General features: G+C 27.6%; 10 protein-coding genes. 8 read left to right on the forward strand and 2 right to left on the reverse strand.

The features are described 5' to 3' along the window. Positions 1-338: 338 nt before the first annotated feature. Entirely contained in the window at positions 339-2,549 is a 2,211-nt protein-coding gene (locus tag JOC47_RS08370) for a diguanylate cyclase domain-containing protein (protein ID WP_204701619.1), read from the reverse strand. A gap of 503 nt (positions 2,550-3,052) precedes the next feature. Here JOC47_RS08370 and JOC47_RS08375 point away from each other — a divergent pair. From JOC47_RS08375 to JOC47_RS08385, 3 genes are all read left to right on the forward strand, one after another. Further along, entirely contained in the window at positions 3,053-3,259 is a 207-nt protein-coding gene (locus tag JOC47_RS08375; protein WP_204701620.1) for a hypothetical protein, read from the forward strand. An 818-nt stretch (positions 3,260-4,077) separates the two neighbouring features. Further along, positions 4,078-4,518, forward strand: a complete 441-nt coding sequence (locus tag JOC47_RS08380) for a helix-turn-helix domain-containing protein (RefSeq protein ID WP_204701621.1) — start codon at positions 4,078-4,080, stop codon at positions 4,516-4,518. A gap of 15 nt (positions 4,519-4,533) precedes the next feature. Further along, on the forward strand, positions 4,534-5,229 hold the full coding sequence (locus JOC47_RS08385; RefSeq protein WP_204701622.1) for a hypothetical protein: 696 nt from the start codon (positions 4,534-4,536) through the stop codon (positions 5,227-5,229). 326 nt (positions 5,230-5,555) lie between these two features. On the opposite strand, the gene JOC47_RS08390 is transcribed toward JOC47_RS08385, so the two are convergent. Next, positions 5,556-7,067, reverse strand: coding sequence for a rolling circle replication-associated protein (locus JOC47_RS08390; RefSeq protein ID WP_204701623.1), 1,512 nt, complete (start codon positions 7,065-7,067; stop codon positions 5,556-5,558). A gap of 582 nt (positions 7,068-7,649) precedes the next feature. Between JOC47_RS08390 and JOC47_RS08395 the strand changes: the two genes are divergently transcribed. The 5 genes from JOC47_RS08395 to JOC47_RS08415 all read left to right on the forward strand — a co-directional run bounded on the left by JOC47_RS08395 (position 7,650) and on the right by JOC47_RS08415 (position 14,986). Continuing rightward, on the forward strand, positions 7,650-8,258 hold the full coding sequence (locus JOC47_RS08395) for a tyrosine-type recombinase/integrase (RefSeq protein WP_204701624.1): 609 nt from the start codon (positions 7,650-7,652) through the stop codon (positions 8,256-8,258). A gap of 245 nt (positions 8,259-8,503) precedes the next feature. After that, positions 8,504-8,791, forward strand: coding sequence for a nucleotidyltransferase family protein (locus tag JOC47_RS08400; RefSeq protein WP_204701625.1), 288 nt, complete (start codon positions 8,504-8,506; stop codon positions 8,789-8,791). Between the two features lie 85 nt (positions 8,792-8,876). Further along, positions 8,877-9,761, forward strand: a complete 885-nt coding sequence (locus tag JOC47_RS08405) for an Rpn family recombination-promoting nuclease/putative transposase (protein WP_204701626.1) — start codon at positions 8,877-8,879, stop codon at positions 9,759-9,761. A 470-nt stretch (positions 9,762-10,231) separates the two neighbouring features. Further along, entirely contained in the window at positions 10,232-11,065 is an 834-nt protein-coding gene (locus tag JOC47_RS08410) for a hypothetical protein (protein ID WP_204701627.1), read from the forward strand. 84 nt (positions 11,066-11,149) lie between these two features. After that, positions 11,150-14,986, forward strand: coding sequence for a Tle-like phospholipase domain-containing protein (locus JOC47_RS08415; protein WP_204701628.1), 3,837 nt, complete (start codon positions 11,150-11,152; stop codon positions 14,984-14,986). Positions 14,987-14,989 lie beyond the last annotated feature (3 nt).

Raw genomic sequence — 14,989 nt, forward strand, 5'->3', positions numbered from 1 at the left:
TATAATATTATGAGTATCAGAATAAGTTTTAGATTTGCTTACTAATTGTAAGAATTGTCAAAGGGAAGAGTTGAAGAGAAGCCTTGATATGTGTTTAATAAATTAAAAGGTAAAAAATTATTATATTCTTGAAATGGTATATCGTATTTTGGATAAATCAGATATAAATAAAAAGGTTTCTCCTCATACTCTTCGCTATACTTTTGCTACTGATTTATATAGAAAGCCGAACAATATTAGGATTAACAATAAGTTTTAGATAATATTTATTTATCTACCACCAATGATTTAACAAATGGAAGATTGTAATAACTAAAGGATTAATTTTATTTTAAATTTTATAATTTATTTTTTATTATATCAATAAATATCTCAACTAACTTAGGATCAAATTGACTACCAGCACAATTTTTTAACTCTTTTAAAGCCTCTTTTTTACTTATGGCTTCTTTATAGGGTCTGCCACTGGTCATAATATCATAAGCATCAACAATGCTAATAATTCGAGCTGATAAAGGTATATTTTCACCTGCGATTTCATGAGGATAACCATTACCATCCCAGTGTTCATGATGACATAAAATTCCTTCAGCTATATTATTTAATTTAGAAGAAGAATTCGCTATTTCATAACCTTTAGTTGGGTGTTCTTTAATTTTATCCCATTCTTTATCAGTCAATGCTCCTGGTTTTTTTAGAATTTCTTTAGAAATAGTTATTTTACCTATGTCATGTAAGTCAGCTAACAAGATTAAAGTATTTAACTTGTGTGGCGATAAATCTAATTTTTTTCCTAAAGCTACAGCTAAAATTTCAAGTCGTTGCCTGTGTTCTAATGTTTCATTGCTTTTTTCTTTCAACATTTTTTTCAATGAATCAAGAATGATATTATGAACTTTTGTACTTTCATGTATTTTATTTTGATACATACTATTTTCTGCTTTTTCCGATATTTTTTCAAAATCTTCATTTGCTTCTTTTTTGGTTGCACTTCCCAAAGCAATACTAGGTTTAATTGGGTCTTTTTCAGCTTTCTGACAGGCATTTTTAATTCTTGTATAAATTTCTTGCGATTCTTCTTTAGAAGTTTGGGGTAATAGTATTACAAACTCATCTCCTCCAATACGAGCTACTAGGTCTTCTTGCCGACAAGAATTTTCTAATATTTGAGCAACGTTTTTTAAAAGTTTATCTCCCTTATTGTGTCCAAAGGTATCATTAGTTATTTTAAGACCGTTAATATCACCTATAATAATACTTAAGGGTAATTGTCTTTTATTATCATAGCGGGTAATTTCTTCTTTAAAGTAGGCTCTGTTGTATAATCCAGTCAGTTCATCATGGAATGTTTTGTATTTTAATTGCTTTTCTGCCTTTTTACGTTTGTTGATATTCAGATGAGTACCATATACCAATTCGGGTTTATTATCTTTAGTCCAGGATATTACTTTTCCTTTGTCTTCAACCCAGACCCAGTCCCCATTTTTATGTTTCATTCTAATTTCCATTCTATATTGATCTAATTCTCCTTTAAAGTGTTTATCTAACATTTTTTTGGCTTTTTCTAAATCATTAGGATGGGTGAATTTTTTCCAAGTTTCAATAGTAGTAGGTGAAATTTCTTCTAAAGTATAACCTATCATTTCAGCCCATTTTTCATTAAATATAGTTTCTCCTGTTTGCACATTCCACTCCCATGTCCCCACATTAGCTCCATCAATTATATTTTTTAATCTTTGTTTTTGAGATTCAATTTGGTTTTCTCTTTTTTTACGTTTAGTTATATCATTATAAATTACCACTATTTCTTTTGATGTTAGTTTACAAACATAGTTTTCTCTCCATCCTGTAATTCTTTCATCTTCATAATGAGAAATAGGATGATTTTCTGCTTTGCCTGTTCTCCATACACGTTGTAAAACATCAAATAAACCAAAATCAATAATTCCTGGGAATACCTGTTTCACGCTTTTTCCGATCACCTCGTCCTTATCTATTTGTTCAATTTTTTCTGAAGCTTTGTTAATATTTTTAAATATAAAATCTTCACCATTTTCAATAACTTCATAAATTACTACACCACTGTTTATATTTGAAAATAATTTTTGATATAGGTCTTTGTTTTTTCGTAATGAGTTCTGTTGTTTATATTTTTCAGTTACATCTCTAAATACTAACACAACTCCTATAATCTTTTCTTCCTCATTTATAATTGGAGCAGCAGAATCATCTATTTTATATTCACTACCGTCTTTTGCTATTAATACAGTATGATTATCTAATCTTATTACTTTTTTTTCTTCTAGAACTTTATTTACTGGATTCTCAACTTTTTTTCTTGTTTTGGCATTAATAATATTAAAGACTTTCTGTATAGGTTTACCAATAGCATCTCCACTTTTCCAGCCAGTTAATAATTCAGCAACTGGATTCATGCGAACAATATTACCTTCTATATCTGTAGAAATAACTGCATCACCTATAGAATTCAGAGTAGTTTTTAGTTCTTCTTTTTCCTTTTTTAGTTTTTGTTCGTTTAAATTAGACATATGGGTCACCTCTAATTATATAGAATATAAATTACTAAATAAATCTTTATTAGAGTTACTTAAAATTTTAAAAATATGTGTTAAGTAGTATTTAGAATAGATTATAAATACTAAAACAAAATTAATACATTACTTTAATTATTATTTAAAAGTTTAATTAATCCTGCAAAATTTGTCAAAAAAATATCAATTTGATACATGTTTAATTATTTAGTATACTTAATTTAGGTTAAAGAAATAGCATAATTAATTAGCTATTTTAGAAGTGGAATTAATGAAGGAACCAAAAAAATCTAGATAAAATTTTTTGATTTAGATATAGTAGAAGTCAATTAATAGCTATATCATTATTAAAATAAAAGTAAATTAGTGGTATAAAAAATTCTGTATCAAGATTTATATAAATTGGAAGATAAGACTCACAAATAGATTAATAGTCTAAAGTAAGAACTCAAATATAATAAAGAGAAAATTAATAATTAGATTTAGTATAAAATGAGGTGATGAAGTTGGAAACGACCTGTAAGTATAATGTTACTTTAAAAGATGAAAAAAATAAAATATACCAAGTTGAAACTGTAGGAAAAGATAAAAAAACAGCAGTTAAAAATGCAAAGATTGAAATTTATAATAATGATAATAATCAAGTTAATTTTCTATCAAATTTAAAATTAGTATTAATTAAAAAAGATTCTGATATAAAACTATAAATAAAATACATAATATTATAATAGTTAACAATAATTATAATCATAGAATAATAGTTGATCTCATAATTAAGATTTAAATTTTGTAGTTAATATAATTATTGGCGATCTAATATATTAAATATAGCTAAATAATTAATTTAAGCAGGAAAATATTAAATTATAATAAAAAATTTAAAAACGCTTAATAGAAGGTAAAAAATTGATTTTTATCTATCTGAAACTAAAGTTATTTATTGAAGAAGGTTCGAGCGTTTCGAGCCCGACCTCTTATAAAATTTTAATATATTTTAATCAAGAGCAATTGTAGTTAACAGCTATAGTTGTTCTTTTTTTATTTTTTGAGAGGAGTTTATCTAGGTGTTTATATAATATGGTTTAATATCCCTTGATATGGCTATAAAAGCTTATTATGAGGAGCATAAACGATTAGTGTTGGATTACCAACCAAGACATAAAAGAAGCTATAACTTAGGTTTAATGGTTAATTAAAAATTACAGAGAACTTTTAAAGGAGGTGTTATATAGGGTATATTCAAAAAAGAGACATCAGATTATGGAATGTAATTTAAAAGCTTTGAGATAGAAAAATCTAATATCAGATTCGAATGAGAAAAAAATCAATTATATATTTAATTACAATTTTAAAATTAAAACTAAAATTAATTTAGAATTTGAAATTAAAATCAATTTTTAATACTGAAACAATATAAAAAGCTTTAGAATTAAAACAAAAAATTTAGTTTCAACAGTTATTTAACTAAAAAACTAAGCAAAGCAGGGTATAATTTGAGTAACAAATCAAACAGGAGGGGATCAATATGTCAGATAATAATTTAAAGAAATACTTAACTGGTGATTTTTCAGTTGAAGAAATTGCAGAAAAGACAGGTTTAGAAGAAGAAGAGGTAAAATCTAAAGCAGAAGAAATGGGTTTGGATGTTGAATATGCTGATTTCAAAAAGGAACATGGTATTACTAAAGAAGATTATTCAGTTAGAAGATTTAGAACACCGCAGAAATGGGATGTTAAAAATCGATTAATGTTTGGACTTATGCTTGTAGAGGATACTAAGGTGAGTGAATTAGCTGAAATGATAGGGGTTACGAGCAGAAGTATAGAAAGGTGGGTATTTGAAGGTGCAAAGCCATCTATTAAAAACCAAGAAAAACTTGCTGAAGCTTTAAAAGTACCACAAGAACAACTTTTTACTGATTGGGCTTATGATGTAGTGAATGAGGATAGATTAAATAATAATTAATAAGGAGATGGGACAATGGAAATTTATAATTCCGCTTTAAATATACCAGATTTAGTATCTAAAATTATTTATGATGGTTCGACTTTTAACGATATTAATGAAGAGACAGCAAATGAAGTTTTAGATTTAACTAATCAAATTGTTAAGTATGACCTATCTAATAGTAGATTGGAAGAATTAAAAGAGCAGGATGACCCAGATATGTTTGGTATGTATACTAGTAACTGGTTTAGGGCAAGAAGATGTAATAATATGCTAGATATAATTGGCTATCGTCAAGTTATTGAAGAGTCAACTGATGATGAAAGTTATGACAAATGGATATTAGAAGGCTACATTACCTATAAGTATTTTGCAAACCATTTCTCATTAATCTATGAGCAGTTCAAACAAGAGTTTAACCAATATGAGACAGCTGAATGGGATTTGAGACTCAATATAATTGGTAGCCTTGTTAGGGGTAATTTATTGATTGATATTGATACAATTGATTCTTGGGCCGCTGAAGGCGTACTATTGAAACATTATGGTTTTAATCAATCTGGAGATATTATTTCTTTAGATGATCTACTGCTTATAGGTGAATTAGATATTGAAGACGCCTTCGGCTTTTCAGATGAAGAAGATTCTTCTACTGAGAACCATCGTTTCTCTAAACAAGAATTAAGCCAAAATAAGAATAAACGTTTAAATGAATTGCTTCACTTTTAAGACTAGGTTGCCCCTTTAACTAGATTGATTTTAGTTAGAGGGGATTTCTTAATTTAATATTAGCTATTTTTAGGACAAGTTAATATGTTACCATAAGTTTCTAGAATCCAATAGTATGAAACTCGCAACCAATGTTTAAAGAAATAGCTATGTAATTCAAATTGTTTTTAATTATATCCCATTAATATTTTGCTATAAATTTGGTGTTAAACCATGATGAACAGGTGATTATAGCTACTTTGGTAACTTATTACCATAAAGCCCTTATGGGTTATCGATCGCTTAATATCACTATAAAGTTATCTTCATTTAAAACACAGCTTATATTAGCTAATTTTTTTGTTTTGGAAATTATTAAATTTATTATAATCTTTCTCTCCTATTTTAATCTCATTAAGAGCTTTGGTAAGCAATTTACAGTACTTATCGTAGTATTTTTTAATCATTGAATCAGGTATTTCATCTAGGTTTTTTTGTTTAGCTTTTTGTAATAATGCTTTTCCTGATTTTTGTCTTAATTTGCTTATAATATCATATACCTTTTTCGATAATTTATAAATTCTAATATAGCAAGGTTTAGCATAGGGATTCGATTTTTCTTCTTTAGATATTGGATTTTTTATTGATTGTTTTATAAACCACTTGCTTTGTGTTAAAGCAGTTTTAGTATGAATATACTTTCCATTTTCAAATTTAAAGTCATCCCAATTTATCTCCACATTAGTATTAACTTTATAGTAACTTATAAGTTCAATATTTGATTTCTCAATTGCATTAATAAAGATTTTTTTTTCTTTTTCTTTAGTTATTTCAATTGGTCTGTTTAAGTTTTTAGAAGTGCGATATAAATTTTTGTTTTTCAAATTATTCTTTTTACATTTAGCATTATCTAAATTTTCTTTTGTAAAATATGAACCTAAAAAATCTGCTGCTTCTTGTAGGTCATTTCTTCTTTTGCTTTTAGGATTAGTTATATTTTGGATATCAATGTTACCATTATGCCATAAGTTATTTAAACGAATTTTAGTAAATCGTTTTGGTATATTGCATATCATATGAAAGTGAATCTTCCCATTTTCTTGAAATTCTATTACTCCAATGTACTTAAATTTTTCTTCCATTTCTTTAGTAATTTGTTCACTAAATTGCTTAAACATACTATTAAAGTCGTCAATAGAAGTCGGATCTTTTTTAGTTACAGTATTATCCATGCTTTGACAGAAGGTATCTCTTATTTTTCTGTTGGATTTATTTTGGTTTTGCTTTTTAATCCGCTTATAGTTTGTAGAATGGACTTCCATTAAAGTGTTTCTAACTTTCAATCTTAAAACTGAATTTTTCTTTTTTAATTTACTTGATCTAGTTATTGAATAATAATTTTCTAATTCCTTTAATTCTTTGCTAGTGAATTCATCTTCAGCTATTAATCCTGATTCAATTTTATTTTTTATTAATGAAGAATAATTTTGGTATCCCAAAGTAAGAGTGATAAGATTTGGTAATTCTTCTATATTACATTTTAATAGCCCTTTAATTTTTTTACGTCTTTTGTTGTTAGCTCTTTCAATGTTAGCTACTCTTTTCTCTTCATCACTTGAATTGTTATAGCTGTTTTCTTTACTTTTTTGATCTTCCGAAGATGTATTATTATCGCTCTTAGAATAATTTGATTTAATTCCAGTTGGGAAATGTTTTACAATAAGTTTGTTTCCAGCTTGTTTAATGTTTGTATAATAACCTTCAACTCCTAACAAGTTTCTGTACAAATCATTAGAGTTAATATTGTTATCTGTATTTTTAGATAATTCCTTTTCTAATTTATTAGTAGTGGTAGCCATTGTTTTTTCCTCCTAGTATTAATTGTTTAATGTATCAAATCCAGTTTTTAGAGTAATAGTTCTTTATTAAATATAAATAAGGAATGGTTCGTTTGATTTTATTTCCAAGAAGAATTATAGCACTGTATATATGTTGTTACATTAATTTAATTATCATTTTATATAGCAGTTCAATCTCTGTTTTTTAACTGATTATTCCTTTTGGTTTTCAAATCAGTCTTATTGTAGTCATTCACCATTACTTTTTAAAGAGTTTAGAAAATTAATATCAAGTTTATTAATAATTCTTGTTTGAGTTTGAAGCAACGATCCTATTTCAATCCTAATTGTAGCTAAATAGACCTCGTTTTTTCAATGGATTAGATTATTTATTTTATAAGTTTTCAGCTTACACTCTAACTGTAGAGAATAAGCCCTACTTTTTCAATGGATAGTGAGATAAGTTTTTAGGTTATAATGATTAGTTAAAGTAATGGTTGTGAATATATAACGAATTAATAGATAGTTGCTATTATACTTATCAGGTGATAAAATAGTATGTGAATATATATCGAATATATAATTGGAGTGGAGAAAGGAATTGTGGCTAAAACTAATTTCAATTATTTAAAGAGCGATGAGATAGAAAAGCTATTAAATCAATTTAATACAAGATATTTAAATTCAACTCGTAATAAGGTGATGATTGAATTGTTTATAGCTTCAGGATTGACTTTAAGCGAAATGATTAATTTAACTTGGTCAGATATTGATTTACAAGAAGGTATATTGAAAGTAGTAAAAGAGGATCAAGTGGAAAGGAAATTAAAAATAACTGATGAAGTTATTATTCACTTATTAGAATGGCAGCAAAGACAATTAGAGGAGATAGAAGAAGTAGGATTTGTATTTACTACAGGAACAGGTAATAAACTAAATCCTAGTCAAGTTCGAACTATGATTGATAATTATGCTAAAAAAGCGAATATTCAAGAAGAGGAGCAACGATTTTATGAAAGAGAAGAAGATCAAATTGACATGTTTGATGATACATATTTAAAGAAGCGAATCAATCCAACGGCTTTGCGTAATACTTTTGCTGTGAACAAATTGAAGGAGGGTAACAACATAAATCAAATAGCTAAATTATTGGGGCATGTTAATCCTTCTAATATTAGGCATTACAAGAATGTAATTGAGAGTGAATATTAAACATTTTAGGAACGTCTATTAGAAAGTGAAAAATTGATTATTCTCTATTCGACTTAGATTGATTCAAATAAGAAATCACTTTATGTTTCTAGCCCGACCCCTTTACTAGGATTAACAAATCAAAATTCAAATTACTTTTATAATTAAAAATGTAAGTAATAGTAATTGTACTTTCTCATTTGAATTACTTTTAAAATGAGATATAATAAATAATAGAAAAGTTAGTATAAAGAGGTGAATTAATTATGGATTTAAATATTTATGAAAATGAAATCCAGAAGATTTGTGAGGAAGAAGATATTTCGGTAATGGGAGTGTTTGGATCAGTAGCAAGAGGAGAAGAAAGAATAGATAGTGATATTAATATTATTATTGAATACAATCATAATGACAAAAGCTTATTTGACTTAATTAGATTAGAGAATAGATTATCAAAGTTATTCAATCGAGAAGTTGATTTATTAACTGAAAATTCAATTAAACCATATATAGTAGATAATGTAGAGAAAGATCTGAGGTTATTGAAAGACTAAAATTATTTTAAGTATATTGAATTGATTAATGTTAAATACTATAATATGTGATATAATATTAATAGAGGAAAAGGAGTTATTTCTTATGGAACAAGAGATGCCTGACTTATTGTGGAAGGAAATTATCGAAGATCTATTTGAAGATTTTATAAAGTTCTTTTTACCTGATTTATACTCTAGAATTGATTTTAGCCAAGGCTATGAATTTTTAGATAAAGAATTGGCTAATATAGTAGACAAGACATTAAAGGGTAAAAGAATGAGTGACAGATTAGTAAAAGTTTATTTAGAAGATGGAACAGAAAATTGGATTTTAGCCCATTTAGAAGTACAGGGTTATAAGGAAAAAGAATTTAGTGAGCGAATGTTTAGATACTTCTATCGTATCTATGACAGATACAACAAAAAGATAACAGCTTTAGCCATTTTTTCAGAAGATAATGAAGGTTATAAGCCGAATAAATTTGAGTATGAATTCTATGGTACTAAAATAGACTATCAGTATAATACCTATAAGATATTAGAACAGAATGAAGAAGAATTATTAGCTTCAGATAACCCTTTTGCTTTAGTTGTATTAGCGGGGTTGTATGCCCTTGAAGCGAAGAATGAGGAACAACGAAGGTACAAATTCAAGAAAAAGTTATTTGGATTGTTAATTAATAGAGGTTATGAGCGGGATAAAGCATATAACATTTTTCAATTTTTAGATGGGATTTTATTTCTTCCAACTGCTTTAGAAAAGGAGTTCCAAAAGAATATTGTAGAGATTATTGGAGGTGATGATATGGGAGTAAAAAAAGAAATGACTAACTTGTATCAAGCTGGTAAAGAAGAAGGAATTAAAGAGGGAGAATTGAAGCTGGTAAAAAATTTGTTGGAAACAGATGTAGAAATAGATAAGATAGCGGAAGCAAGTGGATTATCCAAAGAACAGATAGAGCGGATAAAGGAAAAATCACAGCATTAATTTTATCGCCGAATCATCGCCGAACTAGATGGAATTATTAATAATTAAAATAATTATAAAAATGAGAATACTGTTATATCAGGGCTGAACGGACTCATTGGAATTAATATAAGTTAAAAAAATGGCTTTAGGAGACTCCAAATCCAGGTGTTGAGGGTTCAAGTCCTTCTTCCCGTGCCATTTTTATTTTTTGAACTGGCGGGCTTCCCGCTGGTTTTTTTATCTAATATTAAAAGTTAGAAAAATGGTTTGGTGCCATTTTGATGCCCAAATTTTTTACTCCTAATTATTTAGGAGTTTTTTTATTTTTTGATAAAAATAAATTGTAGTAAAAAATAGTGGATTTTATTTTCTGTGTAAAAGTAAATAATTACTAATTAATAAATGAAATGGAATCAATGTGTATAATAATAAACTAAGAGAGCAGAAAATTAATTGGATGAAATTAGAGATATTGAAAGGAGAAAAAAATGAGATATAAAGTGAAATTTTTTAAGATTTTTTTAATAATAAGTTTGACCTTATTAATGATAACAGGATGTGGATTATTAGAACTAGGTTCTAAAAACAAAAGTACTAAGGAACCGTTAAAAGATTATCCCCAATTATCGAAAAAAGTAAAAGGTACTTTAGAAGAAAGATATGATCATAAATTTGAGATTGATAGAATAGCTTATCTTAATCAAATTGATGTGTATGTACTTTATTGTAATCCAGTCGATGATAAAGAGCTTGAATTTAGAGTAAAGACAGGTGGAAAATATGGAGAAAGTCTATGGGACGAATATGGTAAATTAAGAACTGACCATGAGATTGAAAAATATTATAAACCGATAATAAAGGAAAAATTACCATATAAATTAGTTTCTAATCCCAATCTTGCTACGTATACCGATTGGGGAAGGATTCCTTCTGCGAAAGAATTATTAGAGGATGATTCACAAAACACAAAAATTTATTTAAAAATATGTATATTTGAAGATATATTAGAAAAAGACAAAGAGAGAGCTCTGACGGGGATTTTAGAATTGATGGAATTATTAGAAAAACAAGATTTAAAGAGGTGGAAAATTCAAATTGAACTTTATAATGAAGATTTTTTTAAAGGGATAGACCCTAAATGGTTGATGGAAGAAACTGACTGGCTGAGTCATGATATTTTTGAAGTGCCTGATAGATACAAAGATGTTATTAAATATAAAGATCATTATATATATGGTGCAGAATTAACTTATATGATTAAAATTGATCATAAAAAGTATAAAGATATTGAAAGAACAGACTCAATTAAAACATATATATAAAAAATGGATATAAAAAAAGCTAGAGAAGAATATGGGATAAACAGCATGTAAATCAATACAATTTTAAAGGGAAGGGGAATTTTAATGACTAAAAGAGAGTGGGCAAGTGATGTAGAAACTTTGATTTTCAGTGATATGGTATATGAAGATTTTATTGATGGTGATGATGATGATACTTTAAGCCATATATTTTCAAATAGCAAAAGATTTTATAAACCAGATGAAAGTTTGAGGAATGAAAGATTTAAAGAATATTCGATGTCAATTGCTAGAATGGATAATTGGAGATTTATTAGAAAAGAAGGAACTAATGGACATAAAAATGACTTTGATAAAAAATCTTTTGGTGATGTGATAGAGAAATTTCAGAATGATGATAAATATTTAGCTCAAGATTTAGGAGCAGATGGATGTTATTGGGATGGAGAAAGCAGTGGTTTTTATGCAGCGGCATTTAAACATAATAAAAGAGATGAAATAATGATAGCTTACCGCGGAACCAATCAAAACTATGAAGATCATTTAATGACTAATGCCTTAATTGCCTCGGGAATCCCTAGCCAACAATTTGAAAAAGCAGAACAATTTTATAGACGGGTTAAAGCAAATCATGGGACTAAAGAAACTAAATTCACTTTTACTGGTCACTCTTTAGGAGGAGGATTAGCCCAGTGGGCTGCTGTAATGGCTGATGGAGAAGTTGATTATCAATGTATTACTTGGAATGGAATTGGAATAAAAGATTTTACCTATTTTACTGGGAATGAATTTTTAGGCTATAAAGAAGGACATTTAAACTTCTTAAAAGAAGTTACAGTAGGAAATACAATGATGGGCGATATTTATCAACATTTAAAAGAAGAAGAGGTAATTAGAGAATATGGAAATGATATTAGTAATATCAGTAATCAATATAGAACAGAAGATCGTTTAAAAAAAGAAGAGATAAAAGAAAAAGTTCATGAGATATTATGGAGAATAGAATATAGAAAATGGTATAATAATTTAGGTTTGGAAGGACAACAATTATATTCACATATATCTGATCCTGAAGTAGCAGAAAAAAGTGATAATGCTGTAGTAAAAAATAAGGTAAAACAATTAAAAGAAAAAATAGAGAAAGAAGATAAAGTTAATTTTGAATTACTTGCAAGAAAGATGAAGTTCATTGATCAATATAGAGAATATAAGCAAAGAGTAAATCAAGCTAGTAATTATACAACAAAAGAATATGCTCATAATATAATTACTTATGTTAATCCCTATGATGTTACAGGCAAAGTATTAAATCATGTAGGTAATTGCATAGTTGTAGTAAAAAATCAGGAATTAAAATATTCTGATCGAGGAATAGAAAAAGAATTGAATGAACTAATAGATAAGAAGTTTGGAGAAAACCTAGAAGCAGCTATTCAACATGGATTTGACGTATTTTATCCTTATATATTAGTAGAGGAAGATGGAAATGTTGGAGAACCTAAGAATAGATATGGTGATCCAGCTCGAATAGGAGATATAACAAATGAGTTGAGTTATGATTACTTACGATCAATTTTTAAAACTATAATTTTAGATATAACCAACAATGATACTGATCCTTTAAAAAAACTATATAAAAAAAATAAAGCTATGAGCAGGTCTAAAAGTGATGAAAATTTTCAGAAGAATTTATTTGAGCTATGTAAATTAGCTTTGTTTAATAGCATAAATAAACAAGGACGTAAATTAGAAGAAGAAGATGCAAAAAACGATATCAAAATTTTAGATAAAGACGAGGTAAAAATTAGAAAAATAGATAAAAAAACATTTAAAGAAAGACTCATATCTGGTGCAATGGAAGGTATGGCTTGGCTGTCTGCTCCTAATCAAACAGCTATGAATAAAGTAGAACAAGGGATGATTGAATTAGTAATAAAAACTTATGACGATCAGAAATATACTTTTTTATTAGATAAAGACAATATTAAATATAAGCTAGATGTATCAATTTTAACCCAACTTCAAAATATGGAACAGAAAGAAATAGAAAAGTTATGGGACTGGGAATCAAACTTAGAAAAGAAAAAACTATTATTAGGAACAGAAGAGATAACTAGCCAAGAGAAAGAGACTATTTATCACTCAATTAAAGATAAATCCTTTCATGTGACGAATAGATATCAAGAGATAGAATTTAAAATAGAATTTGAACCTAATAAAGATCTATTATACGGTAGTATGATTGACCGAGCCAATCAAGATGTGGTTAAAACAGATGAAGAATTATTTGCTTATCAATCTGGTTATGGTGCTAAAGAAGAATATGGGGGTAATAAACATCCTGCAGGAGCAGAAATAAACTTAGAAGAAGAAAAGATAGGAACCAAGATAGAAATTAAAGATTTATCTCCGAATAATCACTCTTCTTTACAATATCAAGAGAAAGTTTATGGGGAATATTCAATTGAAAACGGTAAAAGAGAAGAAAAATTGAGATTGACTTATAATTATTACAAAGAGAAAGATTTATTAAAGATTATTTATGGAAAGCAAGATGAATTATCAATTATTGATTTTAAAAATGGAGATTACGATATTCAACTACCTATTCCTTTATTAGGAGTAGATTATGAAGGACAAACTACTAATCCAAGATTAATTGCAGTGGATAATAAATTATCAACTGCACTGAATTTAAAAGAAGTAAGATTTAAAGGACGGGGAAAGATTAAAATTAACGGAGAGTATTTAAAAGCCCTGAATATTAAATCGATAGGGAAGAAAGATAATAGTAAAGCTTATCAAGATCAAGCTGGATATCAGTATTATAAAAGAGATAATAATTTATATATTAGCTATAAGAACAAAGAGGGGAATCAGGAAACATTATGTATTATTAATTTTGCCGAAGGGGATTACGGGTTATGGATTGAAGAAGAAGCACCTTATTATGTAGAAGGCAGCAATCTAGTTGCTTATTATGATAGTTGGAATGATAGTCAATCTGAAGTAATACAGTTAGAAGAAAATAAATTTTTAGAAGAGGAAGACCGGATTAAAGATCAGTTTCTGTGGATCTATCCCGAAGATGAAATAAAAAAACCAGAAAAAGAAACATTTGATTCAACTAATAGAGTTGTTCTTGATAATGCTTTCTTCAATGATTCTGAAAAAGAAGAAGAGCCAGAAAAGGGAAAAGAAGGGTCAACTCAAGTTACGCATTCTTCTGGTAATTCAGATTTTGCTGATAAAAAGAGATTAATAACTGAATTAACTAAAACTAGTTCAGTTGATAAGATAGAACAGGCAGCCAACATAGTAATTAGCGAAGCAAGGAGAAAAAGGAAACCTATAATAGCAGAAAGTATAGAAGATTATTTAGCGGGCATGCAGCTTAAGAAAAAAATTGCTGCTGATAAATTAAAAACGCTTGATGCAATTAAAATAGCTGAAACCGAACTCCAATTAAAAATAGATGAAAAATTAATTTGGGATTTAAATGATATAGTTCGTTATAAAAATCTATTTAAGTCTCATGAAGAAGTTACTTTTGAAATAAAGTATTCGCGGTTGGTTAACCCAATATGTAGAGGTATAGAGGAGTTTGTAAATGCGTCTGAAGATTCTATTTTAAAAGCGAAAGGGAAGTTTGTTTTAGAAAAAGTGCTTAATCGCAATAAATTATCTCTTAAAGGAAAACTTACTTATAAATGGGAGAATGATTATATCTGGCGGGTAGGACGAAAGAAATTACTGCATAGTTATGGTTTTATTGACGATTATCTATTTAAGAAGTTAGCAACTCAAGGAGCAGCAAGACCTTATAAGATGTATTCTAAGTGGAGTTATTATCTGAGTGATAGTTTAAGTTTAGTGAAAAAAGATGTAGATACTATGAGAAACTGGCATTGGCATGATTTTGCTATGTTTGAACATATTTAATCG

Source organism: Halanaerobacter jeridensis (assembly GCF_016908315.1).
Lineage (GTDB): Bacteria > Bacillota > Halanaerobiia > Halobacteroidales > Halobacteroidaceae > Halanaerobacter > Halanaerobacter jeridensis.